Origin of the sequence: Paraperlucidibaca baekdonensis, assembly GCF_003387535.1 — a bacterium.
Classification (GTDB): domain Bacteria; phylum Pseudomonadota; class Gammaproteobacteria; order Pseudomonadales; family Moraxellaceae; genus Perlucidibaca; species Perlucidibaca baekdonensis.
Genome location: NZ_QUNR01000003.1, coordinates 307,255 through 331,064 on the forward strand (window position 1 = coordinate 307,255; position 23,810 = coordinate 331,064).

Consider the following 23,810-nt stretch of genomic DNA (forward strand, 5'->3'; position numbering starts at 1 on the left):
CTTAGCGACCATCCGCTTTAATGACTTGGCGGCAGCGCTGCCAGATCGCCCAGTTCACCAGCCAAAAGCGTTTGAAGGCAGGGTTGTCGGTTTGTTTGTGGTAATAGCGGTAGTAAATCTGCTGCAAAATTGCCGCCACACGAAACAGGCCAAAGACTTCATAAAACGCCCAATGCTCAATGGCAATGCCGGTTTTCGCCTGATAATAATCCACGACTTCGCGGCGTGTGAGCATGCCATCGAGGTGCGTGGGTTGGCGCCGCGTTTTACGCAAAATGCCGCCATCTGTCGGCTCGATCCAATAGGCCAGCACATTGCCCAGTTCCATCAGCGGGTCGCCGAGCGTGGCCATTTCCCAATCTAGAACACCGATGACCCGAGTTGGCTTCGCGGGGTCGAGCACGACATTATCGAAGCGCCAGTCATTGTGCACGATGCAGGTTTTGACATCGGCGGGCGTGTGTTTTTTCAGCCACGCGCGAATGCCTGTGTAGCGCGGCACATTCCAGGTCTGGGCTTTTTCGTAGCGGTCGCACCAGCCATCGACTTGACGCTTGCAATAGCCATCGCCTTTGCCAAGCTTTTCCAAGCCCACGGCGCGATAATCGACCTGATGCAGAGCGATGAGTTGGTCGAGGGTGTTGGTGCAAAGTTCGCGGACCTGTTCGCGGCTCAAGCTCAGTTCTTTCGGCAAATTCGCGCGCGGAATAATGCCTTCGATGCGGTGCATGACGTAAAAATCGCAGCCAATGACACTGGCGTCTTGGCACAGCGCGACCATGTTGGCGACTACCGGATAGGCCTCAGCGAGCGCGGCCTGCACGGTATATTCGCGGACCATATCATGCGCCGATTTGGCTTTAGTGCCGGCCGGTGGGCGCCGCACAATCAGATCGTAATTGGCGTATTTCAGCCGATAGGTCCAATTTGAGGCGCCACCGCTGTATTGCGTGACCTCGGGCAGGCCCTCGCTTAAATCGCTCAAATGACCGCGTAGCCACGCATCGATGGCGGCGGTGTCTAAATCTTCGCCAGCGCGCACAGCGCCGCCGGTATCAATCAATGCCATGGTAAGCCTCGTCAGTGAGTGGCCAATGCAGTCGACAAGCGCGCTTAGCGTTGGCTACGCGGTTTCATGCGTTTCATGCTGCGTTGGAAAACGTAGCGATACAGCGCATTGGGAAGGTAGCGCTTCATCAGCCATAAGCGCTCGCCAGACTCATGCGGCAGGATGTATTGCTGGCCTTTCGCGACGCCCTCGATGATGCGCTGCGCAACCTCATCGGCACTGAGTTTGCCGCTCGCCAAGAGCTTATGCATCATCTTTTGTAGGCCGGCATCGGTGGCGCGCATGGTGTCTTCAAGATTCGTTTGGAAAAATGACGGACACACCACGCTGACACCAATGCCATCACTCATGAGCTCGTGGGTGAGCGTGCCGGAGAGCGCAACCACGGCGGCTTTAGTGACGTTATAAGACGCCATGCGCGGCACATCGAGCAGGCCGGCCATGGAGGCGATATTGACAATATGGCCGCTGCCTTGGCGCTTAAAGCTGGGCGTGAAAATTTTGCAGCCGCGCACCACGCCGAGCAGATTGATGTCGATAATCCATTGCCAGTCGCTCAATGGCACATCGTCAATGGCGCCAGCCTGCGCGACACCAGCGTTGTTATAGAGCACATCGATGCCCTGCCAGCAGGCATCGAGGGCATCGGCGGCGGCTTGTAAGTCGGCTTCTTGCCGAACATCGGCGTGGAAATACTGCGGTGCATAGGCGGTGGGTGTGCCGGCTGACGAGGCCAGTTCATGCAGCTCGTGCAATGTCTCGGCGCCGCGGCCATCGTGGACATCGGCAATCGCCACGGCCCATCCGGCACGGGCGTAATTTAAGGCCAGCGCACGGCCTAAGCCGCTGGCACCGCCGGTGATGAAAACGCGTTGAACTGTGCTCATATAAGTGACTGCTTGGTCGAAGTGTTGGGAGTCTAGCGCCATGGCGCCAGACTGTCATAGCGAATAGGCTTTAGCTTTTAAAGTCGCGCTTGGCGATTTCGATTTTCGCAATCACGCCTTTATGCACTTCATCGGGGCCATCGGCCAAGCGCAGGCTGCGGGCTTGCGCAAAAAAAGCCGTGAGTGGTGTGTCGCGCGAGACGCCGGCACCACCATGGAGCTGGATGGCCATATCAACGACCATTTGCAGCACATTCGGCGCGACGACTTTGATGGCGGAGATCTCGGTCATCGCCGCAAAGGTACCAACGGCGTCCATTTTCCAGGCCGCATACAGGGTTAGTAAGCGCGCTTGATCGATGGCAATACGCGCCTCAGCAATGCGCTCACGATTGCCGCCCAAGTTCAGCAGCGGCTTGCCAAATGCGGTGCGCGCCAAGCCGCGATCGATCATCAGCTCTAAAGCTTTTTCGGCTGCACCAATGCAGCGCATGCAGTGATGAATACGGCCTGGCCCTAAGCGGCCTTGGGCAATGGAAAAGCCTTGTCCGGGCCCGCCAATAAAGTTCGCGACCGGCACGCGCACATCGGTAAATGTCACCTCGCCATGGCCATGCGGCGCGTCGAAATCGCCAAACACCGGCAGCATGCGCTGCACCTCAACGCCGGGCGTATCGAGCGGCACCAAGACCATCGAATGCTGGCCGTGACGACTGGCCTCGGCATTGGGCGTGTGTGCCATGAAAATGGCGATTTTGCAGTGCGGATCACCAATGCCACTCGACCACCACTTGCGACCATTTAAGACAATCTCATCGCCCTCAACAATGGCGGTGGCCTGCATATTAGTGGCATCGCTGGAGGCGACCTCGGGCTCGGTCATGCAAAATACCGAGCGAATTTCGCCAGCGAGCAGCGGCGTCAGCCATTGGGCTTTTTGCGTCTCGCTGCCATAACGCCACAGCACCTCCATATTGCCGGTGTCGGGGGCGTTGCAGTTAAACACCGTTGGCGCCATCAGGCTGCGTCCGGTTTGCTCAGCGATGTGCGCGTATTCGGCAATGCTCAAACCGGCGCCGAGCTCGGCATCGGGCATCCACAAGTTCCACAGATCTTGGGCTTTGGCTTTTGCTTTCAGCGCCTCAAGCACGGGCGGATGCTGCCAGTTACGCCAGTTGCCATCGGGGTTGAGCGCCTGCACGTCGCGCCAAAAATCCGCTTCGATGGGCTCAATGTGGTCGCGCATAAAAGCTTTGACGCGCGCGAGATAGTCTTGACCGCGTTCGCTGAGTTCGAAATGCATAGGTCTTCTCCGGAAACAGTGCCCTGATGCTAGACCACTGGGTATGATGCAGCTAATGAATATTTATCATGCTGAGTGATGAATCAAATGAATGACTCCCGCCGCTTAGATCTGAATTTATATCGCGTGTTTGCCGTGGTCTATCGCGAGCGCAATCTCACGCGCGCCGCCGAGTTACTGTGCCTGAGTCAGTCGGCAGTTAGCCATGCCATTGGTCGCTTGCGCGTGGCGCTCAATGACCCGTTGTTTGTTCGTGATGGCCAAGGCGTGATGCCCACAGCCCTGGCCGAGCAACTCATGCCCGACATTCAAGCGGCGTTGAATTTGCTGAGTCAGGCCGCCGCCAGTCGCCTGCGTTTTCAGCCGAGCCGCGACATCAGCGCGGTGACCTTTGCCATGAACGATGAGTTAGAGCCGAGCTTACTACCGCCGTTGATTCGCTCGCTGCGCGAGGCCTTACCGGCGGCGGCATTAGCCAGTGTGCGGTTGGATCGTCGCAGTTTGCGCACCGATTTGGCGGCGCGTCGGCTCGATATCGCCATCGATGTGGCGCAGCCAGTGGCCGCTGATATCGCCCATGAGGCCATTGCCAGTGATGATTTTGTGGTAGTGGCACGTGCGCCCATGGAGCTCACCGCAGATGCCTATTTGACCGCTCAGCATGTCATTGTGTCGTCGCGCCGCACGGGGCGGGCGGTGGAGGATATGGCCTTGGCAAAGCTCGGCTATGAGCGCCAGGTGGTGCTGCGCTGTCAGCATTATGAGGCCGCCTGCAAGCTGGTGGCGACCAGTGACTGCCTGCTCACCATGCCACGCCGGCAAGTTCGCTTAAGCTCCGGCCTCGCCGTGATGGCCATGCCGCTGAGCATTCCCGCGCTGGATTTACACGCCTATTGGTACCGCCCGCGCGAGCAAGAGCCGGCGTTGGCGTGGTTGCGGGAGCAATTATTGTCGGTGCTTAAGCGCTAAGCTGCTGCAGAAATGCAATGGTTGCGTGGCTGCTGAGCACGCCGACGCTGGTCGTCAGGAGCACCACGCGTCCTATTGGCCATTTTGCCCACAGCAACAGGAGGCCGGCAGCTAGGCTCAACGCCGCTGAGCGCCAATCTACGAGGGCATACGGCACGATGCTGACCAACCAGGTTGCTGCCAGCAAGCCCACCACGGCAGCGTTGAGGCCAATGACGGCGGCGCGCGCGCGAGGTTGGCGCTGCCAGTGCCGCCAAAAAGGCAATAGCCCCATGACCAAAAGCAAGCCCGGTAAAAACACCATGACCAGTAATAAAGCAGCACCCAGTAGCGGCGCGTTGAGTGCCGGCACGCTGGCGCCAATAAATGCCGCCAGACTAAACAATGGCCCGGGCACCGCCTGTGCCAGACCATAGCCTGCATAAAAATGTTCGAGGCTCAGCCATCCGGGGTCAACCAGTTCGGCCTGTAATAACGGCAGCACCACATGGCCACCACCAAATACCAAGGCACCGGCACGGTAGACACTGTCGCTGAGTGCCCACCACGGCGACAGCGCGCTCAGCAATGGCAAACTAAATAGCAAGGCCACGGCCACACACAGCAGCGCCAGACCCACGCCATGACTCGGTGCGCGCAGCATGGCCGTGCTGGCCGAATGTGCTTGAGTATGAAAGCTGAGGCTGCCAATCACCCCAGCAATAACCAGTATCGTGACGGTCGCTGGTGCTGAGCTCAGCACACAACACGCTGCGGCCACCACGAGCATGAGAATAAGCCGGCCAGTACTGGTGCAATGTTGCTTAGCCATCGCCCAAATAGCCTGCGCCACAACCGCCACGGTGACCGCTAAGAGCCCGGTCAATAGACTTGGCGCGAAGCCATCAATCGCCATGATGCCGAGTGCGGCGAGGGTCATCAGTAAGGCGGCAGGCAAGGTAAAGCCGAGCCACGCCAGCGCGGCACCGCGCCAGCCACCGAGGTGGTAGCCAACAGCAAAGCCGACCTGACTACTCGTGGGCCCGGGCAAAAATTGACACAGAGCAATGAGCTCCGTGAGCTGCGCATCGCTGAGCCAACGCCGCTGCGCCACAAAGCTGGCGCGAAAATATGCCAAATGTGCGATGGGACCGCCAAAAGCAGTAAAGCCTAGCCAGAGAAAATGGCTAAAAATCTGGCCTAGGGTGGGGGCGAAACGGCGTGTCGACATAATCTCCAGCTTGCATCGAGCCTGCAGCAAAGGCTATATGGGTGAGCTCTTTTTTAGCAGTATGAGGAAAATCTGTGAACAAGCCATTACAGCCATCGCTCTTTGAATATTCGGTGGTGTTTACTGACCGCGCGCTCAACCACATGTCGCCGGTGTTTCAAGAGGCCATGCGCGATATCTCCGTGACCTTAAAAAACGTCTACAGCGCCGACGCCGCGATTATTGTGCCCGGCGGTGGCAGCTTTGGCATGGAAGCGGTGGCGCGTCAGTTCGCCAACGATGCGCATTGCCTGATTGTTCGTAATGGCTGGTTCAGTTATCGCTGGAGTCAGATTTTAGAGACCGGGCGCATCGCCAAAAGCACCACCGTGCTGATGGCTGAAGCGCAATCTAGTGAGCGTCAATCGGCGTTTGCACCGCCGACTATCGATGCCGTGGTGGCGCGCATTGCCGCTGAGCAACCGGCCGTGGTGTTTGCCCCGCATGTGGAAACCGCCGCCGGTATTGTCCTGCCCGATGACTATCTGCGCGCCATCGCTATTGCCGTGCATGATTACGGCGGCCTGTTTGTGCTCGATTGTGTGGCCTCGGGTGCGCTCTGGGTCAATATGCGCGAGATCGGTGTTGATGTGCTGATTAGCGCACCGCAAAAAGGCTGGTCGGCGACCCCGTGTGCGGCACTCATCATGCTCAGCGAGCACGCCAGCGCGCGTCTGACGCAAACACAGAGCAGCTCATTTGCCGGTGATTTGGCGAAATGGCGGCAGATCATGCAGGCCTACGAAAATGGCGGTCACGCCTACCACGCCACCATGCCCACCGATGCCCTGATGACCTTCCGCTGTGCCATGCACGAGACTCAAAATCGTGGTTTTGAGGCCATGCGTGAGGCGCAACTCTCACTCGGCACGCAAGTGCGGGCCTTACTCGCGGAGCATGGCTTTCGCAGCGTTGCCGCCCGCGGTTTTGAAGCGCCCGGCGTGGTGGTGTGCTACACCGACAACGACGCCATTCACACCGGCAAGCGCTTTATTGAGCTGGGCCTACAATGCGCTGCTGGCGTGCCCTTGCAGTGCAACGAGCCGGCCGATTACAAGACCTTTCGTATCGGCTTATTTGGCCTCGATAAGCTCACACATATCGAGCGCACGGTGGCGCGCTTGCGTACCGCACTTGAGTCTTTATAGGATTTTTTATGACTTTCGATGTTGATTTATTTGTCATTGGCGCTGGCTCTGGCGGTGTCCGCGCCGCCCGTTTTGCCGCCGGTTTTGGTGCGCGCGTGGCGGTGGCAGAGAGCCGCTATTTGGGCGGCACCTGCGTCAATGTCGGTTGTGTGCCGAAAAAGCTTTTGGTCTATGGCGCGGGCTATGCCGACACGCTGAATCACGCCAACGATTTTGGCTGGCAGGTCGGCGAGTCGGTGTTCGATTGGCCCACCCTCATTGCCAATAAAAACCGCGAAATTAGCCGGCTCAATGGCATTTATAAGAATCTCTTGAGCAACAGCGGCGTGACACTTTATGAGGGCCACGCGCGTTTGCTTGATGCGCACACGGTGGCGATTAATGGCGAGCAAATTCGCGCCGCACATATTCTGATTGCCACGGGCGGCTGGCCGTCGGTGCCTAAATTTCCGGGCAGCGAACTGGCTATTACCTCCAATGAGGCGTTCTTTTTGGAGCAGCTGCCCAAGCGCATTTTGGTGGTTGGTGGTGGCTATATTGCCGTGGAGTTTGCTTCGATTTTTCATGGCCTCGGCGCGCAAACTTCCTTGCTCTACCGCGGTGATTTAATTTTGCGCGGCTTCGATCAGGGCGTGCGCGAGCATGTGCGTGATCAGCTCATTGAGAGTGGTCTGGATGTGCAGCTCAATACCGACATTAAGGCCTTGGCGAAGACCGCCGATGGCCGACTGTGCGCGAGTCTGGCGGATGGCCGCGAGCTCATCGTTGATGCGGTGTTTTATGGCACGGGTCGCCGCCCCATGCTCGATAGTCTCGGCCTGGAAAACACCGGCGTGCAGCTCACTGAGCACGGCACGATTGCCGTGGATGCGCAGTATGTGACGGCCGAGCCGAGCATCTCGGCGATTGGCGATGTCATTGGCGATGAGTTTGGTGACGCAGGTACGGACGCGGGCACTGGCGCAGGTACTGAAAAAGCCACTGCGCGCTTGCAGCTCACGCCGGTGGCCTTGGCCGAGGGCATGGCGGTGGCGCGGCGTTTATTCAAGCCCGATGAGTACCGCCCGGTGAATTATCAGCTTATCCCTACGGCGGTGTTTTGCCTGCCCAATATCGGCACAGTGGGTATTAGCGAGGAGCAGGCCGTGGCTGAGGGCCGTCGCGTCCACATCTTTGAGTCGCGCTTTAAGCCCATGAAGTTGTCGTTATCGAGCAGCGGCGAGCGCTCATTCATGAAGCTCATTGTCGATGCCCATACCGATGTGGTGCTCGGCTGCCACGTGGTTGGCCCCGATGCCGGCGAGTTGGTGCAGGGCATTGCCGTGGCCATGAAAGCCGGTGCCACGAAAGCGATTTTCGATGACACCATTGGCATTCATCCGACTTCTGCCGAAGAGTTAGTGACGCTGCGAAGCATTACGCGCACAGTGGGCTAGCAAATATAAAAAGCCGCTGCTTAAGCGAGGAGCAGCGGCTTTTTTCGCGCGATTGCTAAGGTGAGTTTAGCGCCGTTGCGCCGCCTTTTTGACACGGCGCGCGGTGGTGATTTCATCCCAATAATACGCAGCAAACGCCTTCAAAATACCCATCTCGGTATCTGGCGTTTTGCCATCGGCGAGATGAAATATTTGCTGGTAATACCAGGCTTGCCCGCCCAAGACATTGAGCAGTTTTAACGGCAGTACCGAGCTGGTCGGTGAGAATATGCCGCTATCGGCGAGCTTTAGTTCATGCTCAAAAGTCACTGCACGGCTAATGCGCCCGCTCAGCAAGTCCTTAGGCGTATCAGGATGACTGCATAAGGGGCGGCCAAGGCCGATGACATCGCAAACACCATCGGCCAGAGCAGCCTCCATGACCTCCGTACTGCGGAAGCCGCCGGTGACCATCAGCGGCATGGTGGCGACTTGACGGATGGCGCGCGCGTAGTCGAGGAAGTAGGCCTCGCGCTGTTGCGTGGATTCGCGTTGTGGCACGGCGGTGTCATTGCTGCCAGTGTGGCCGAGCAATTTTGGCTGCTCATAGGTGCCGCCGGAGATTTCCAGCAGATCGATGCCCTCGGCATTGAGCATTTGCACCACGGCCAAACAGTCTTCGTGGCTGAAGCCGCCTTTGCGGAAATCATCGGAGTTGAGCTTCACAGCAATCGGATATTCAGCGCCCACGGCTTGGCGTGTGGCGCGAATGGCGAGCAGCAAAAAGCGCGCGCGATTTTCTAGCGAGCCGCCCCATTGGTCGGTGCGTTGATTGGTGATCGGCGAGAGAAACGATGACAGCAAATAGCCATGCGCCGAGTGAATTTGTACCCCGGTGAAACCAGCCGCTTTGGCGACGCGCGCCACGCGTGCAAAGCGCTCGATGAAGTCGAGAATTTCACCCTCAGTCAGCGCCCGCGGCGCACCATAATTGCCGAGCAATTTGAGTTGTACTGGCGATGGCGCCATCGGCTCGCTGGTCACGTAGCGCGGCGATTGGCGGCCAGCATGGGAGATTTGCATCCACAGCTGATTGCCATTGGCGGTTCCAGCGGCGGCCCAGGCTTTCAGCTGTGCCATGCCCTCGGCATCGCCACTGGCGGGTGCGGGGTCGATGGCAACATTGCCGGGGCGCTCCAACACGCGCCGATCGATTTGCACATTGCCGGTCAGCAGCAGGCCAGCACCGCCATCGCTCCAGCGCTTGTAGAGTGTGGCATGGCGCGCGGTGGCGTGCAGATGGTCATCGGCCACGCCTTCGGTCATCGCGGCTTTACACAAACGGTTGGGCAGCGTGACGCCGCAGGGCAGGGTAAACGGTTGCTTGATTAACATGGGTGTCTCCAAGTGATGCGCGTGAGGTGATTAGCCTATCCAGAGTAATGACAGCGAGAGCGCGCCGGCGTAGAAAACCGCCACCGATAGCGCGCCAGCGAGTTGTGAGAGCCACGGACGGTTACGCTGGATTTGCCACATCCACAGAGCGCCAGCGCCGAGCAACATTTCGGGGATGAGCGGGTAGAGTGCGAAGCCTTCAAACTGGCGCACGTCTTGGGCGTGCCAGAGTGCCATCGGCCGCGCGGCCCATTCCCAGACAGTGAACGCAATCAGCGCCATGATGGCGGCATTAAATAGCGGGAAGCGGGCGTAGGCGTTGATCCAGCATAGCGGCCAGAGCAGCATCAACCACATGCCGAGAAAGTAGATGGGCACGGCGCCACCGAGGCGTGGGGCACCGTGATCGGGGAAATGCAGCGTGCCCATTTTTTGCACGAGCATCCAATCGGCGCAGGGCAGGGCCATCGATAGCGGCAGCAAAAACCACCACAGCGCCACCCATTCGCGATGGCCGCGCAGCAGGCCCACCAGCGGCAGCGCAACGACATAGCCGGCGACCAGTAGCATGAGCAGGTCGCCCAAGTTCAGACCGACCACACTGGGTTTTAATGCCAGTGGAATCGCCACCACAAAGAATACGGCATGAAACAGCAAGGCATCGCGGATGCGTGGAGCAAAGAGTGCCATGATCAATAACCTTTCAAGATGGGCTTGGCTTTCGCCACGGGTTTGTTGGGATTGAGCGTGGCATCGGCGAGCAAATCGGCCATGCCCTCACTGAGGCGAATACGCGGCGCATAGCCGAGCAGGCGCTGCGCTTTGGCGATGGAATAACGGTGCTTACGCAAGAGAAATTTCATCGCCTCGGGGCTCGCGGGCGGCTTTTTGCCGAGCGCGCGATAGATCGGGCCGAGTGCCATTAGAGTCGACTTTAGCAGCCAGGTTGGCGCTATGGGCAAGCGTTTGCCGGCAATCAGCGCATGGGTTTGAAAAAATACCCGGGTCGGCGTGGCCAGACCATCAGTGAGGTTAAATGCCTCGCCGCAGGCATCGTGCTTAATGGCCAACAGCACGCCATCGATGAGGTTTTCCACGTGCACATGGTTAATCACGCCGCGACCGAAATCCGGCAGCATAAACACGCCTTGTTTGAGCAGCTCAATGGGGCGCACGACCCACGGCATACTGCCGGGACCATAGACATCGCCGGGGCGAATGACGATGACGCCGAAGCCATGCTCGGGGTCATTGAAGCGCATGGCCACGCGTTCGCTGTCGAGTTTGGTGTCGTTGTAGACATTGCCTTGGCCATCGAGCGGGCCGGATTCGGAGATCTCGGGCGGGAAATCGAAGCCGTAGACCATCACGGACGATAAATGCACGAGGCGTGTCACGCCGACGTCGCGTGCGACCTCGCAGACCGTGCGCGTACCCTCAACATTGATGCGCTCGTAGTCCTCGCGCGCGCCATCTTCCTCAACAATCGCGGCGGTGTGAAACACCACATCGGCTGCTTGCATGGCGTCAGCCAGTGCTTCGCGGTCATTGATGCCGCCAACCACGACGGGCACGCCCATGGCTTGCGCTCGGGATGCCGCTTGCGCGGAGATATCAATGCCCTGAACCTGCCAGCCTAATTCGAGCGCGCGCTGCGCCATGGCCAGACCAATAAAGCCGCCAATTCCGGTGATGCACAGAGTTGTCATAAAGCAATCTCGCGTTGTGGCAGGTGGTGGCTGCCATGCACTAAAGCGGTTAAAAAATCACTGATTTCCAGCGTCAGCACGGCCACGCTCGGCGGCTCACTGGCCGTAAGCCAATCAGCCATGAGCTCATTAATGCCGCCGACAATGGCGATGCTGGTGAGGTGGTAGTTGCGCGCCGGTAAGTCGCCTTGCGCGGCGAGTTGCGCCATGTATAGCGCAATCAAGTTGGCCATGTCATGGATGGCGGCGCGCCGCAGACGCTCCATGTCGGCACTCACGCCGACGACTTCGAGCACGCCCACGCGGGCACGGCGCGTGTCATTGAGGTAGTGCTCCACGAGGGCGCGCACGGCCAAGGGGAGCTGCTCGTTGAGCTCGGCTTGCGTGGCCGACAGCGCCGATAATAATGCCGCCTTGAGGTCGGCCATGAGCTGGCCATACAGCGATTTTAATAAACCTTCGCGGCTACCAAAAAGCTGATAAAAATGCCGCGCAGTGACTTTTGCTTCGGCACACAGTTGCTCAATGGGCGTGCGCGCATAGCCTTGGTTGGCAAATAGCGTGAGAGCGGTATCGAGTAAGCGTTGACGGCGTTCAGCTTCGCGCGCCGATGCGCTAGCCCCGCGATAGGCGCGGGTGGCGGCTGGGCGTTGGGCGGTGGTTTTTGGGTCGATAGTGCTATCGGTCGGCATACGTTTTTGTTGTTTTGACAAGATATCTTGTCCGAAATATAGTGGCTTCTCTGATTTTAAGCAAATACAACGCCACGCCTGCCAATGCATCGGCAGCAGCGCCAACCGAGGGCTGTGCCATGAGTTTGATGACCCCGATTTCGCATTTTGATGGCAGCCGCCGCGCTCTGCAACCGATGTCGCGCGTGGAAGACACGCGCGCTGCCGCTGGCGATTTCCGCCGTGACATGCTCGCCAAACCGACCGTGCGCTACTACGAATCTTTCGAGCTGGTGCGCGTGCCGTATCCGGCGAAGTTTGCCTACCTCAATGCCTTCACACGGCCAACGCCGTTTGTGCATTTGTGCAACCGGCTGTTTGTCATTCAGTTCGATAGCAGCGAGGGCCTGAAGACGCTGCTAGTGAGCCCGTCGGATTGGGAGCATCAGCGCGAGACGCCATTTTTCGCGCAGCTCGACGCCATGGCCGGACCTCTGACCGGCGTCATGGATAGCCTCATGGTGCGCACGCCCAACACCGTGCTCGGCGTACTCGCGAAGATCGGCCTGAAGCCCGAAGACATCGACTACATCACCTATGACCATTTGCACACGCAAAATGTCACGCGCTGGCTCGGTAGCGCTGATCGCCCCGGCTTGCTGCCCAACGCCAAGCTGCTGATCATGCGCGAAGAATGGGAAAGTGCCAAAGGCCTGCTGCCGTGGCACAACCAATGGTATTGCCCGGGTGGCATTGCTGATGTGCCCGACGACAAACTGGTGCTGCTCGACGACAGCGTCTTTTTGGGCGATGGCTCGGTGGCGTTGGTGCGCAGCAAAGGCCATACCGAAGGCAACCATTCGATTGTCGCGCATACTGAGGGCGGCTTGTTTGTCACCAGCGAAAATGGCGTCAGCCTCGATGCCTATGAGCCAAAATTCTCGAAAATTCCGGGCTTGGCGGCCTATGCCAAACAGACCGGCGCGGAAATCATCATCAACGGCAATACCCAAGAGTATGTGGTGGATCAGTACATCTCCATGGTGGCTGAGAAAACTATTGCCGGGCCGAGTGTGCGTGATCCGCGCTTTCCCAATGTCGCGCCGTCATCGGAGGCGATGGCATTTTGGCTGTTCCCAAGCACAGCGCCGACCGTGACGGTGGGCAATTTGCGCTATGGCACACTAACCCATTCGGCGGAGCTAGCCTCGTGATTATCGTTGTCACGGGGGCGGCCTCCGGTATTGGCTTCGCGTTGGCGCAGCGTTTGCTTGGCTTGGGCCATCAAGTCTGTGCCTGCGATATCCATACCGAGGCCATGTCGGCGCTTTCGGCGGCTAGCCCCGAGCAGCTGCTGATACGTCCGCTCGATGTACGCGATGCCGATGCGTGGCAGGCGCTGATTGCCGAGGTTGTGGCGCATTGGGGCGGCGTCGATATGCTCGCCAATGTTGCCGGTGTCTTGCGCGATAACTGGGCGCATGAAGCAGCGGCCGACGATGTGCATTGGCAAATCGACATCAATGTGAAGGGCGTGATGTTTGGCTGCCAAGCCGTGCTGCCGCACATGCGCGCGGCCGGTCGCGGCCATATTGTTAATATCGCCTCGCTGGCAGGGCTTTCGCCGGTGCCGGGCCTGAGCATTTACAGCGCCAGCAAATTTGCTGTGCGCGGCTATACCTTGGGCATTGCCATGGAGCTGGCGGAGCAGGGCATCGCCGTCACGGCGGTATGCCCCGATGCCGTACAAACCCCCATGCTCGATGTGCAAAAAGGCCGTGAGCAAGCGGCGCTAACTTTTTCGGGGCCGCGTGCCTTGAGTGCCGAGGAAGTGGTCGATGCCATTGTTGGCCCGGTCATGGACAAACGGCCCATGGAAATCGCGCTACCGGCGTGGCGGGGTGCCACGGCGCGCGCGGCAGGGATGTTTCCGCAAAGCAGTGCCAAGGCCTTGGGCTGGTTTCGCTCAGCTGGCCTTAAGCGCCAAGCGGCCATTGCCAACGGTCATGACAGCACGCGCAAATAAGTCCTAAGCGGCGGGTTTAGGCCTGCGGCGCTTTGCTAAAAGCATCACTGGGCACCATGCCGGAGCCAGCTAACAGCGTTTCAACACGATTTCGGCCATGGCCTTTGGCTTGATAGAGCGCTTCATCGGCTCGGCCAATGGCCGCATTGACCGAGCTATCGGTCGGGCTTAACAGCGTCAGGCCGAAGCTCGCCGTCACGGGCACGCGCAGGCCTTGATCATTATGGACGATCAGCGCTTGCAGGCTTAAACGGCAGCGCTCGGCCACTGCATGTGCCTCGCTGGCGTCGGTATTGGGCAGCACCAGCAAAAACTCTTCACCGCCATAACGGCCAACGCTGTCGCCAGCGCGAAGGGCCGCGCTTAAGCGCTCGGCGCTGGCTTTTAAGACCCGATCGCCGGTGCCGTGGCCATGGCTGTCATTAACGCGTTTGAAATGGTCTAAATCCAAAATCACCACCGCCAAGGGCTGCTCATCACGACGCGCGCGCGCCGTGGCCGCATCGGCCTCACTCAAAATATGGCGGCGGTTGGCCAGCCCAGTCAGGCCATCGCGGCGGCTTAACTCACGAATTTGATCTTCGCGATCCCGCCACCAGGTCAGCATTTGATCGGCCATAAAGGTGATCAAAATCAGAAAGGGCGCGGCGAAAAAGAGCTCGCTGAGCATCCAAAAAGTGAAGGCATGGCTGCTCGCGGGAGGCACTTTGCTGGGCGCGTAGGGGATATCGCCACTGGCGGCGGCATAACTCAAGGCCATGAGCAGCGAAAATGCTGATGCAGCGGCCCACCAGACGGCGCGCCGGTTGAGCAAAATAAAGCCAAAGATTGGCGCGCCTAACAGCACAATGCCGACCGGAAACGATAGCGTGCCAATCGAGTAGCTCATCAGCACCAAGCTTAAGGAGTAGTACTGTAGCGTGGCGTGTTGAAAGGGCAGGTAGTCGGGGCGGCGGCGACGCAAAAAGATGCCGGCAATGACAATCAAGGAGCCGATGGCGATGAGCAATAGCTCAACTTCCATGACGCGTTTGACCACCTCGGTGTGCACCAGAGAATGGCTGTCGGGCCGGCTAATGACGTAGAGCGACCACAAAAAGTATTGTAAATACAGCGGGATGGCCATGGCCATGAGGATGAGGCCTTTGTCGACCGGACTCCACTCTAAGGCCGCGGCGATGCGTTTACGCCACACAGTCAGTCGCCTCACGCACTATCCCCTCACGTTAAAGACCTATCTGAGCACAAACCGATGCACTCAGGGTAGGCCATTTGTCGTGATCTTGTTGTGGCTTAAAAGCGGTAGGCGCCGGCTTCAATGTCCGCCTGCATCGCCACCGTCAAGGGCACATATTCGGTGGTGCCGGGCAGCAAGACATAGAGTGGCTCACCGCCTGTTTTCGCCGGATCAAAGGCTTCTGTTTTTAAGCCAGACTTTTGGTATTTGAATGTGCCGGTGGTTTCCATCGCCGCTTTCACGCGCAAAAACACCGGCACGGCATAGGTGGGTAACTCAGTTTTTAGGTGGCTGAGCAGTGTCGCGAAATTAACGTCATGGCCTTCATGTGGCGTGATGGCGGCCATGCCGGCGCGGCCATTGGTGTTGGCAATTTCCACGCCATAGACTACGGCTTCGGCCAGGTCTGGGTGCGCGGTCATGATGTTTTCGACTTCAGTAGTCGAGACGTTTTCGCCTTTCCAGCGGAAGGTGTCGCCGGTGCGATCGACAAACTGCGCATGGCGAAAGCCGATTTCGCGCATCAAATCGCCAGTATTGAAGTATTTATCGCCCTGTTTAAAGACATCACTAAAGATGCTTTTGGCATTTTTGTCGCTGTCGGTATAGCCATCAAATGGCGTTTTCTCGGTGATCTCGCCGATCAGCAAGCCGACTTCGCCGCGTTTGACTTCAATCATCAAACCCTTGGCATTGCGCACCGGTGCTTCGGCCTCTTTGTCGTATTTGACCAAGGCATAGGGCATGGGCGAGAAGCCCACGGTGTTGTCGAAATTGAAGATGTTGGTGAAGCCGACATTGCCCTCGGAGGAGGCGTAGAGCTCGGCGACTTCCTCGACGCCAAAGCGGGCTTTGAATTCGCCCCAAATCGAGGGGCGCAGGCCGTTGCCGACCATTTTCGTGGCGCGATGCTGGCGGTCTTTTTCGCTGGCTGGTTTTTCCAGCAAGTAGCGGCAGAGCTCACCAACATAGCCAAAGGCGCTGGCGTTGTAGCGGCGCACATCATCCCAAAACTCGCTAGCGGAGAATTTGCGGCGAATGGCCAGCCCGGCGTTGCCGGCCAATACCGAGCTCCAGCACACCACCATGGCGGTGGCGTGATAAAACGGCAGCGTGGCGTAGAGCACGTCATCGGTTTTCAAGTTGAAGGTGTAGCCGAAGCCGCCATAGGCTTTCATCCAACGTCCGTTATTAAACACCGCAGCTTTTGGTAAGCCGGTGGTGCCAGAGGTGTAGACGTAAAACAGGCCATCGGGGCGGAAGTTTTTCTGCGTGGTTGGCGGGTTGTAGTTGGGGCAGTCTTTGATGTCTTTGGCCAGGCTTTTCCAGCCTTTTGGCGCGCGACCGGGTTTTGTCTGCGTGGGCGCATCGGCAAACCAGTAGCGTTGATCGGCCGGCAAGCAGAGCTCGGCGGCCACGTCATTGACGGCTTGTACGCACTCGGCGCCAACAATCATGGCTTTTGGCTCAACGAGATTGATGCTGTGGGTCAGGACTTTGCCGGTTTGCGAGGTGTTGACGAGTGCGCTAACGACGCCAATTTTCGCCAGACCCAAAACGGTGACCAGCAGCTCAGGACGGTTTTCGATGAGCACCACGGCCACATCGCCTTTTTTCAAGCCACGCGCTAAAAAGTGATGGGCAATGCGGTTGGCCCACTGGTTAAAGCCGGCATAGCTAAATTGCTGGTCTTCATAATACAGCGCGATGCCATGGGGATTTTCTTGTGTGGATTTTTCAAATGCCCATGCCAGACCCAGTGGGGTGGTCGTGTTGGTGCTATTGGCCATGATCAGGCCTTTAATCATGCGTGGTGCTTTCAGCAGCAAGCCGGGCAGTTTGCGGGCAACATCGAGTGGGCTAATGACATCGGCGTGGGGAGTAGACATAAAAATTCCTGCAAATGGATAGTTCAGCTAAAACAAAGCCGCCTAAAGTGGCGGCTAAGTTAACGGCGCAGCCTCCGTCTCGCAAGACTTTCGGCGTAGGCATTGGCTTATTTGCGGCGTTTACGTGTGACGTAGGCGCCGCGGAAGAGCCTGTTAGCGCTTTTTCGTTGGGATGGTCCCCATGATTTTACAAATAATGCCGAGCATGACCTCGTCGGCACCGCCACCAATGGAGGCCAAGCGGCCATCGCGGTAGGCGCGAGCAATTGGGTTGTCCCAGGTGAAGCCTTGGCCGCCCCAGTATTGCAGGCAGCTGTCGGTGACTTCGCGCATCAGTCGGCCGGCTTTGAGCTTGGCCATGGAGGCGAGCATGGTGACATTTTCGCCGGCAATGTGTTGCTCGCAAGCCAAATACGTCATGCCACGCAGGGCTTCGATTTCGGTCATCAGCTCGGCCATGCGGAAATGCACCACTTGCTGATCGAGCAGCGGTTTGCCGTAGATCATCCGTGAGCGGGCATAGTCTATGGTGAGTTCAACGCATTTGCTCATGCCACCTAAGCCGCTGGCGGCGCAGAAAATGCGCTCTTCTTGGAATTGCAGCATTTGCATCATAAAGCCCATGCCTTCGTTGCCAATCACGTGGCTTTGCGGCACACGCACATCATCGAAAAATACTTGCGCGGTGTCGGAGCTGCGTTGGCCGAGCTTGTCGATGGGCTTGGAGAAGGAGATGCCCGGTGTTTTCGACGGCACAATAATCAAGGACTTATTGTTGTAGGGGCCTTCGTCGCTGGTGTTGGCGAGCAGGCAGAAAAAGTCGGCTTGCAAGCTGTTGGTGATCCACATTTTGCTGCCATTGATAACGTAGTCATCGCCATCTTTCACGGCTTTGGTTTTGATCGCCGCGACATCCGAACCGGCATGCACTTCGCTGACGGCAATCGAGGCGACCATGTCACCGCTAATGGCGTGGCGCAGGAATTTATCTTTCAGCTCATCGGAGCCAAAACGGGCAATGGCTGGGGTTGCCATGTCGGTTTGTACGCCAATCGCCATGGGGATGCCGCCACAGGCAATGCGCCCGAGCTCTTCAGTCACCACCATATTGTAAGAATAATCCAAGCCTGAGCCGCCAAAGGCTTCGGGCTTATGAATGCCGAGTAGGCCAAGGTTGCCCATTTTTTTGAACAACTCATGGGCGGGAAAGCGGCCGGCTTCTTCCCACGCATCAACATGTGGGTTCACGTCGTTTTCAACAAATTGGCGTGTGGTGCGGCGCAGTGCTTCGTGTTCTTCGGTAAATTGCATGGTCTCTCTCCAAAATAAAGGCGCTCAGCAGGAGGTGGGGTGACGCTGGCGATAAAGCGCGGTCGTCAAAAAAATAAACGCTGCTGAGGTGGCGACTAGTTAGTCACGCGCTAAGATAATGGTCAATATGACGCTTTGCAAAACCTTTTGATAAAAATGAGTAATAAACTATGGCTTTAAACGACTTCCCTATCATTCATACCTTATTAGTAGGTGCTGAGCAGCAAATCACGAGTATCAGCTTGGCGCTGCTAGCCGCGAGTGGCTTGCTGATGACCGGCTTGCTTACCGGTTTGTGGAAGTATTTGGCCATTGCCACCAGCCCGCAATCGCGCGCACCGTATTATGTTGATATTGCCCACCGATCATCGCTGATGTATTCATTTTCAGCGCTGTTGGTGGCTTTTATGGCGGCGCTAAGCCCATTTTCGCCGACAATGACCTGGTGGGCCACCGCCGGGCCGCTGTTTTTCTTTGCCAGCGCGGTATTCACCTATATGGTGCATGGCTATTTAAATGACACGCGCAATCAATTGGCCAAGCCCTATGTGCTCGGCAAGCGGCATCTGCCCGGTGTCATGATTCACGGCTTTATGGGTTTGCTGGCGTTGGTGGAAATCGCCGGTGTGGCGGTGTTGGCCGTTGGGGTTTGGCAGACACTGTCGCCATTGCTATAGCGCATTAAAAAGGCCTCAGAAGAGGCCTTTTTGCTGTAACGCTTAGAGGTATTTAGCCAATAGACTGCGGCCATCGAGCTGAGCATCCATCACCGTCATAAAGGTGTAAGCGCCCATGAGTTTGCGGCTCAAAAACATAAACTCTTTCGGCGGCACACTAAAATGCCGGCTCGCGGCTGAGCGTGCGGCCTGCGAGGCCGCGCGTTTGTGCAGCTGACTTTTTGCCCAACAATACTGACCTTGCGCGTTGAGAATGTCGGCCGGCACATGGGCGTTATCGGCAAATGGCTCGAAGGCGAGCAGGGCGAGATCCAAAAAGCCTTCACGCACATTGGGCTGCAAGCTATCGAGAAACTTAAAGCCGGTCATGGCCGCGCGCATGGCCTCGCGATCGCGATCAAAGCAGGCGCGTGTGAGGTTGCGGGCGAGGTTCAAAAGCTCATCGGGGAAGTCGCGCACCGCGCCAAAATCGAGCAAGACGATTTGGTCGCTAGTGCCGTCATCGCTGAGTTTGACTAGGTAATTACCGAAGTTGGGATCGGTTTGCAGCTGGCCCCAAACAAACACTTCGCGGCAGCAGACTTCTAGTGCGGCCAGCGAAATGGAATCGCGGCGGGCTTGCGGCAGCGCCATGATGGTCGCGCTATTAACCGGCACTCCGGTCTCAAACGACATGACAATGAGCTTGTCGCTGCAATATTCGGGGTATATCTGCGGCACGATAAAGCGCGGGTCATCTTTTAAATAATCACGGAAATGCCGGGTGGTTTCGGCTTCGAGCGGATAATTGACCTCGCGATGCATCATCATGCGCACTTCATCGAGCCATTCGTCGAATTCGCGTGTTTGCGGCACAGCGCGGGTTAGGCGCAGCATGCTGGTGACTAGACTCAAGTCGCTATCGATGGCATCGCCCACGCCAGGATATTGAATTTTAAGCACTAATTCGGCGCCGTCGCTGCGCCGTTGCGCGCGATGCACCTGCGCCAAAGATGCCGCGCCCAAAGGCTCAGGGTCAATGATCAGCTCATCAAAACGACTGCCAAGCTGCTCGCGCACAATAGGCTCCAGTGTGGCCCACTCGAGGCTGGCGGTGGAGTCGTTGAGCTTGTGCAGCGCCGAGGTGATTTCTTCGGGCAAAAAATGTTCGCCATAAAGCGCCATCATTTGGCCAATTTTCACCACGCTGCCTTTTAACTGACCGAGTTCGCCAACTAAGTATTCGGCTTGTTCGGCCAAGGCTTGCCGGCGTGCCGTGGCGCGATTTTCCGGCGCCGAAAAAAGCGAACCGGCGGCCGAGGCGGCCATGCGCGATCCGGCCACAAACGAGGCTTTGGCGATCGAAAAGCGGCGTTCAAAGGCGCCAGTTTTCAAGCGTTTTAGGCGGTCATCAGCCATGTACACAATCCTTGCGATAATCAGATGGCGGGTAGTTTAGCGCATTGGCTGCCAAATGCCGTCGGTCTCCGTGACCACGCCGTCTTCGGCGAGCTTGAGCAGGTGCGCCCACAAGCTAAATCGGGCAATGGGGTGCAGGCTCGGCGAGACATCATCGTAGACAATCGGCACCCAGTCGGCGAGGCTGGCGGGCGGGTGAGCGGCGAGGGCATCGATGACTTTTTGCTCGCGCTTTAAGCGATGCGCCACGGTAGCAGCGACCACGCTTTCGGCCTCTGGCATGACGCTGCCATGACCAGGCAGCAAATACTTGATGCCACGCCCCAGCAGTTTATTGAGCGAGCGCACATAGTCGCCTAGGCGGCCATGCGGCGGGATTATCACCACCGTGGAGCCCTGGATAATATGGTCGCCGGTGATCAGCCAATGCTCATCGGGGCAATGAAAGCATAGGTGATTCTCGACGTGGCCGGGCGTATGAATGACTTCTAGTGGCCAGCCCAAGGCATCGAAGCATTGGCCATCGACCAGCGTCTCATCGATCACGGTGTCGCGATCTTGGCTGGGGTCATCGGCGAGTGGAAACATGCCGCAGACGCGCGCACCGGTGGCTGCCACCAGCGCCGAGGTGCCCGGCGAATGGTCACGATGCGTATGCGTGAGCAGGATATGCGTCAGCGGCAGGCCGGTTTCGGCGACTGCAGCGAGTAAGGCCTGATGATGCGCGGCATCGGCCGGACCGGGATCGACTAGTGCCACGCAGCGTGCGCCAATCAGCAGATACGAATTGGTGCCAGGGCCGGTCATGATGCTCGGATTCGCCGCCGTCATGCGCCACACGCGGGCGCTCAGACGCTGCGGGGTGTCGGCAATAATCGGCAGGGCAACGGAGTCGGTCAAAGCCATATCGTTCTCAACAAAAGCGGCGGGCGTGATTTTTCTTCGCACAATAAAGCGAGTTTGGCCGTGACTATACTATGCTGTGTTTTTTTCGCCACGATGGAGCGCTCATGCTAATTGTTGTGTCGCCAGCCAAAACACTCGACTACGAAACTCCACTGCCAGCATTTGTACAGCCCACCCAGCCGCAATACGTTGCTGAAGCGGCTGAGCTGATTGACGTCCTAAAAGTCAAATCGCCTGCCGATATTGCCAGCCTAATGCACCTGTCGGATAAGCTCGCCAGCCTCAACGTGGCGCGCTACAACGACTGGCAGCCCGCATTTAGCGATGATGAGGCGCGACCGGCGCTGTTTGCCTTTAAGGGCGATGTCTACACCGGCCTCGATGTCTCGCGTTTTTCTGCCGATGACCTTGCCGAGGCGCAGCAGCATTTGCGCATTTTATCTGGCTTGTATGGCCTGTTGCGGCCGCTCGACTATATGCGTCCGTACCGCTTAGGAATGGGCACTGATCTCGTCAATGCGCGCGGCAAAAATCTCTATGAGTTCTGGGGTGAGTCGCTCACGCAGGCATTAAATGCGGCCTTGGCCGAGCAGTCTGATGGGTTTCTAGTCAATTTAGCCTCGCAAGAATACTTCCGTGCTGTGCAGCCAAAAAAACTCGCTGGGCAGATCATCACGCCGGAGTTTCGTGATGAAAAAAACGGTCAATTTAAGATTATTAGCTTTTTTGCCAAAAAAGCGCGTGGCCGAATGGCGGCGTGGTTGATTCAAGAGCGCATTCGTCAGCCCGAGGAATTGTGCCGCTACGACATCGATGGCTATCGCTATGATCGCGCCTTATCGCGCCCCGACGCGCCTGTTTTTACACGGCGTGAGGCTGATAAAAACGCCCTAAGCTAGTCCTTTTGTCTACCGTTTATCCGCAATCCATGGGGCTTGCGATCACAGTGCTAGTCCTGCGCGGCGTAAAACCGTAAACTTCGCCCGTCTAAAAATGCCCTAAAGAGGTTCTCTATCGTGTCAGTCGATACCATTAAAGCCCTGCAAGCCGATCATTTTGGCCGCTGGAAAAATCGTGAAGCCATTGCCGAATCCATGATTCCGCAGATTGGCGACTTACACCGTGAAAACAACGTCATCATTTCGGTGTTTGGCCGTGCTTTAGTGAATCGCTCAGTGATTCAAATCCTCAAATACCACCGCCGCGTGCGCATGATTGCCGGCGATTTGTCGGTGGTCGACACCTTTCCCATTCTAGAAATGGTGAAAGATTTAGGCCTTGGCGCTTGCCAAGTCGATATCGGCAAAATTGCCATTGATTTCCGTGAGCACGGTGCCGGTCAAGATCTCCGCGCTTTCGTGGAAAAGGCCGTGGCACCTGGTGTTGGCCTGAAATCTTTAGGCGAGCCGCGTGATGTTGTGCTGTTTGGTTTTGGCCGCATTGGTCGTATTTTGGCGCGCTTACTCATTGAGAAAGCCGGTAATGAAGGCGGCCTGCGCCTGCGTGCCATTGTGGTGCGTAAAACCACCGATGGTGATCTGCAAAAACGTGCTTCGTTGCTGCGCCGTGATTCTATTCACGGACCATTTGAAGGCACGATTTCGGTGGATGAAGAAAACGAAGCCATCATCGCTAATGGCAATTTCATTAAAGTCATTTACGCCAGCAACCCTGAAGACGTTGATTACGCTGCCTATGGCATCAAAGACGCCTTGCTGATTGATAACACCGGCAAGCTGAAAGATAGCGAAGGCCTGGGCCGTCATTTGAAATGTGCCGGTGTGGCGCGCGTGGTGCTCACTGCACCTGCCAAAGGTGACATCAAAAATATCGTCTATGGCGTCAACAGCGACACCATCAGCGATGCCGATACGATTTTATCGGCCGCTTCATGCACCACCAACGCCATCACGCCGGTGTTGAAGGTAATGAATGATGAGTTCGGTATTAGCTCTGGCCACGTGGAAACCGTTCACTCGTTTACCAATGACCAAAACCTCATTGATAACTACCACAAGGCTGACCGTCGTGGTCGTTCGGCGGTGTTGAATATGGTCATCACCGAGACCGGCGCAGCTAAGGCCGTGGCTAAAGCGCTGCCCGAGTTGCTGGGCAAGCTCACCGGCAGCTCGATTCGCGTGCCGACACCTAATGTCTCGATGGCTATTTTGAGCTTGAACCTAGACAAAGCGGCGACTAAAGAAGAGATCAACGAGTTCTTGCGCAATGTGTCGCTGCATTCGAGCTTAGGTGAGCAAATCGACTACACCAACTCCACCGAAGTCGTGTCGACCGATTTTATCGGTTCGCGTTGCGCCGGTGCCTTTGACGCGCAAGCCACGATCGTGAATGGCAACCGTGCCAACCTCTATGTTTGGTATGACAACGAGATGGGCTATAGCTGCCAAGTCATGCGTATTGCTGAGCAAATTGCAGGCGCGCATTACCTGTCGTTACCTGTTGAGGGTTAAGCTGCGCACGCTGAGTAGGGCTTGATATAGCCCTGTTCAGCGACTTTTGAGCTTTTTATATAGATAATTATTGGGTCGTG

The 23,810-nt window shown here is 57.4% G+C and carries 21 protein-coding genes; 8 read left to right on the forward strand and 13 right to left on the reverse strand.

Annotated features, from left to right (window positions below):
- Position 1 precedes the first annotated feature (1 nt).
- The 3 genes from DFR26_RS07990 to DFR26_RS08000 all read right to left on the reverse strand — a co-directional run bounded on the left by DFR26_RS07990 (position 2) and on the right by DFR26_RS08000 (position 3,259).
- Positions 2–1,069, reverse strand: a complete 1,068-nt coding sequence (locus DFR26_RS07990) for a phosphotransferase family protein (RefSeq protein WP_116208435.1) — start codon at positions 1,067–1,069, stop codon at positions 2–4.
- A 44-nt stretch (positions 1,070–1,113) separates the two neighbouring features.
- Positions 1,114–1,956 carry an SDR family oxidoreductase gene (locus DFR26_RS07995; RefSeq protein WP_116208583.1) on the reverse strand — a complete coding sequence of 281 codons (843 nt, stop codon included), beginning with the start codon at positions 1,954–1,956 and terminating at the stop codon, positions 1,114–1,116.
- A 70-nt stretch (positions 1,957–2,026) separates the two neighbouring features.
- Positions 2,027–3,259: an acyl-CoA dehydrogenase family protein gene (locus DFR26_RS08000; RefSeq protein WP_116208436.1), complete on the reverse strand. Its 1,233-nt coding sequence runs from the start codon at positions 3,257–3,259 to the stop codon at positions 2,027–2,029.
- Positions 3,260–3,346: 87 nt separating this feature from the next.
- Between DFR26_RS08000 and DFR26_RS08005 the strand changes: the two genes are divergently transcribed.
- On the forward strand, positions 3,347–4,228 hold the full coding sequence (locus tag DFR26_RS08005) for a LysR family transcriptional regulator (protein ID WP_245953043.1): 882 nt from the start codon (positions 3,347–3,349) through the stop codon (positions 4,226–4,228).
- Here the strand turns inward: DFR26_RS08005 and chrA are convergent.
- On the reverse strand, positions 4,218–5,438 hold the full coding sequence (chrA, locus tag DFR26_RS08010) for a chromate efflux transporter (RefSeq protein WP_116208438.1): 1,221 nt from the start codon (positions 5,436–5,438) through the stop codon (positions 4,218–4,220). The genes DFR26_RS08005 and chrA overlap by 11 nt on opposite strands.
- A 74-nt stretch (positions 5,439–5,512) precedes the next feature.
- Here chrA and DFR26_RS08015 point away from each other — a divergent pair, with 74 nt between their 5' ends.
- The gene (locus DFR26_RS08015) at positions 5,513–6,625 is read left to right on the forward strand and encodes a pyridoxal-phosphate-dependent aminotransferase family protein (protein WP_220375740.1); all 1,113 of its coding nucleotides are present in this window, start codon (positions 5,513–5,515) and stop codon (positions 6,623–6,625) included.
- 8 nt (positions 6,626–6,633) lie between these two features.
- The gene (locus DFR26_RS08020) at positions 6,634–8,061 is read left to right on the forward strand and encodes a glutathione-disulfide reductase (protein WP_116208439.1); all 1,428 of its coding nucleotides are present in this window, start codon (positions 6,634–6,636) and stop codon (positions 8,059–8,061) included.
- Positions 8,062–8,127: 66 nt separating this feature from the next.
- On the opposite strand, the gene DFR26_RS08025 is transcribed toward DFR26_RS08020, so the two are convergent.
- The 4 genes from DFR26_RS08025 to DFR26_RS08040 are packed head-to-tail and all read right to left on the reverse strand — an operon-like array spanning position 8,128 to position 11,857.
- Positions 8,128–9,435, reverse strand: a complete 1,308-nt coding sequence (locus DFR26_RS08025; RefSeq protein ID WP_116208440.1) for an NADH:flavin oxidoreductase/NADH oxidase family protein — start codon at positions 9,433–9,435, stop codon at positions 8,128–8,130.
- Between the two features lie 30 nt (positions 9,436–9,465).
- Positions 9,466–10,125, reverse strand: a complete 660-nt coding sequence (locus DFR26_RS08030) for a DUF6989 domain-containing protein (protein ID WP_116208441.1) — start codon at positions 10,123–10,125, stop codon at positions 9,466–9,468.
- Between the two features lie 2 nt (positions 10,126–10,127).
- Positions 10,128–11,144, reverse strand: coding sequence for an NAD-dependent epimerase/dehydratase family protein (locus DFR26_RS08035; RefSeq protein WP_116208442.1), 1,017 nt, complete (start codon positions 11,142–11,144; stop codon positions 10,128–10,130).
- Entirely contained in the window at positions 11,141–11,857 is a 717-nt protein-coding gene (locus DFR26_RS08040) for a TetR/AcrR family transcriptional regulator (protein ID WP_220375741.1), read from the reverse strand. Before DFR26_RS08040 ends, DFR26_RS08035 begins: the two co-directional genes overlap by 4 nt.
- A gap of 20 nt (positions 11,858–11,877) precedes the next feature.
- On the opposite strand from DFR26_RS08040, the gene DFR26_RS08045 reads away from it, so the two are divergent.
- Positions 11,878–13,029: an MBL fold metallo-hydrolase gene (locus DFR26_RS08045; protein WP_245953044.1), complete on the forward strand. Its 1,152-nt coding sequence runs from the start codon at positions 11,878–11,880 to the stop codon at positions 13,027–13,029.
- The gene (locus DFR26_RS08050) at positions 13,026–13,841 is read left to right on the forward strand and encodes an SDR family oxidoreductase (protein ID WP_116208444.1); all 816 of its coding nucleotides are present in this window, start codon (positions 13,026–13,028) and stop codon (positions 13,839–13,841) included. Before DFR26_RS08045 ends, DFR26_RS08050 begins: the two co-directional genes overlap by 4 nt.
- A gap of 16 nt (positions 13,842–13,857) precedes the next feature.
- Here the strand turns inward: DFR26_RS08050 and DFR26_RS08055 are convergent, their stop codons facing one another.
- From DFR26_RS08055 to DFR26_RS08065, 3 genes are all read right to left on the reverse strand, one after another.
- Positions 13,858–15,036 carry a GGDEF domain-containing protein gene (locus tag DFR26_RS08055; RefSeq protein WP_116208445.1) on the reverse strand — a complete coding sequence of 393 codons (1,179 nt, stop codon included), beginning with the start codon at positions 15,034–15,036 and terminating at the stop codon, positions 13,858–13,860.
- Between the two features lie 98 nt (positions 15,037–15,134).
- Complete coding sequence (locus DFR26_RS08060; RefSeq protein WP_116208446.1) at positions 15,135–16,967, reverse strand: long-chain-acyl-CoA synthetase; 1,833 nt, start codon at positions 16,965–16,967, stop codon at positions 15,135–15,137.
- A 153-nt stretch (positions 16,968–17,120) separates the two neighbouring features.
- Complete coding sequence (locus DFR26_RS08065; protein WP_116208447.1) at positions 17,121–18,278, reverse strand: acyl-CoA dehydrogenase family protein; 1,158 nt, start codon at positions 18,276–18,278, stop codon at positions 17,121–17,123.
- A 170-nt stretch (positions 18,279–18,448) separates the two neighbouring features.
- On the opposite strand from DFR26_RS08065, the gene DFR26_RS08070 reads away from it, so the two are divergent.
- Positions 18,449–18,955: a hypothetical protein gene (locus DFR26_RS08070; RefSeq protein ID WP_220375742.1), complete on the forward strand. Its 507-nt coding sequence runs from the start codon at positions 18,449–18,451 to the stop codon at positions 18,953–18,955.
- Positions 18,956–18,997: 42 nt separating this feature from the next.
- Here the strand turns inward: DFR26_RS08070 and DFR26_RS08075 are convergent, their stop codons facing one another.
- Positions 18,998–20,353, reverse strand: a complete 1,356-nt coding sequence (locus DFR26_RS08075; protein ID WP_116208448.1) for an ABC1 kinase family protein — start codon at positions 20,351–20,353, stop codon at positions 18,998–19,000.
- 36 nt (positions 20,354–20,389) lie between these two features.
- Positions 20,390–21,259: an MBL fold metallo-hydrolase gene (locus DFR26_RS08080; RefSeq protein ID WP_116208449.1), complete on the reverse strand. Its 870-nt coding sequence runs from the start codon at positions 21,257–21,259 to the stop codon at positions 20,390–20,392.
- A gap of 104 nt (positions 21,260–21,363) precedes the next feature.
- On the opposite strand from DFR26_RS08080, the gene yaaA reads away from it, so the two are divergent.
- Both yaaA and DFR26_RS08090 read left to right on the forward strand, forming a co-directional pair.
- Entirely contained in the window at positions 21,364–22,158 is a 795-nt protein-coding gene (yaaA, locus tag DFR26_RS08085; protein ID WP_116208450.1) for a peroxide stress protein YaaA, read from the forward strand.
- 117 nt (positions 22,159–22,275) lie between these two features.
- Positions 22,276–23,730: a glyceraldehyde-3-phosphate dehydrogenase gene (locus DFR26_RS08090; protein WP_116208451.1), complete on the forward strand. Its 1,455-nt coding sequence runs from the start codon at positions 22,276–22,278 to the stop codon at positions 23,728–23,730.
- The last annotated feature ends 80 nt before the right edge of the window (positions 23,731–23,810 follow it).

Excerpts from the sequence above, each read along its gene's own strand:
- DFR26_RS07990 (WP_116208435.1), bottom strand. The coding sequence starts at position 1,069 with ATGGCATTGATTGATACCGGCGGCGCTGTGCGCGCTGGCGAAGATTTA.
- DFR26_RS07995 (WP_116208583.1), bottom strand. The coding sequence starts at position 1,956 with ATGAGCACAGTTCAACGCGTTTTCATCACCGGCGGTGCCAGCGGCTTA.
- DFR26_RS08000 (WP_116208436.1), bottom strand. The coding sequence starts at position 3,259 with ATGCATTTCGAACTCAGCGAACGCGGTCAAGACTATCTCGCGCGCGTC.
- DFR26_RS08005 (WP_245953043.1), top strand. The coding sequence starts at position 3,347 with ATGAATGACTCCCGCCGCTTAGATCTGAATTTATATCGCGTGTTTGCC.
- chrA (WP_116208438.1), bottom strand. The coding sequence starts at position 5,438 with ATGTCGACACGCCGTTTCGCCCCCACCCTAGGCCAGATTTTTAGCCAT.
- DFR26_RS08020 (WP_116208439.1), top strand. The coding sequence starts at position 6,634 with ATGACTTTCGATGTTGATTTATTTGTCATTGGCGCTGGCTCTGGCGGT.
- DFR26_RS08025 (WP_116208440.1), bottom strand. The coding sequence starts at position 9,435 with ATGTTAATCAAGCAACCGTTTACCCTGCCCTGCGGCGTCACGCTGCCC.
- DFR26_RS08030 (WP_116208441.1), bottom strand. The coding sequence starts at position 10,125 with ATGGCACTCTTTGCTCCACGCATCCGCGATGCCTTGCTGTTTCATGCC.
- DFR26_RS08035 (WP_116208442.1), bottom strand. The coding sequence starts at position 11,144 with ATGACAACTCTGTGCATCACCGGAATTGGCGGCTTTATTGGTCTGGCC.
- DFR26_RS08060 (WP_116208446.1), bottom strand. The coding sequence starts at position 16,967 with ATGTCTACTCCCCACGCCGATGTCATTAGCCCACTCGATGTTGCCCGC.
- DFR26_RS08065 (WP_116208447.1), bottom strand. The coding sequence starts at position 18,278 with ATGCAATTTACCGAAGAACACGAAGCACTGCGCCGCACCACACGCCAA.
- DFR26_RS08070 (WP_220375742.1), top strand. The coding sequence starts at position 18,449 with ATGGCTTTAAACGACTTCCCTATCATTCATACCTTATTAGTAGGTGCT.
- DFR26_RS08075 (WP_116208448.1), bottom strand. The coding sequence starts at position 20,353 with ATGGCTGATGACCGCCTAAAACGCTTGAAAACTGGCGCCTTTGAACGC.
- DFR26_RS08080 (WP_116208449.1), bottom strand. The coding sequence starts at position 21,259 with ATGGCTTTGACCGACTCCGTTGCCCTGCCGATTATTGCCGACACCCCG.
- yaaA (WP_116208450.1), top strand. The coding sequence starts at position 21,364 with ATGCTAATTGTTGTGTCGCCAGCCAAAACACTCGACTACGAAACTCCA.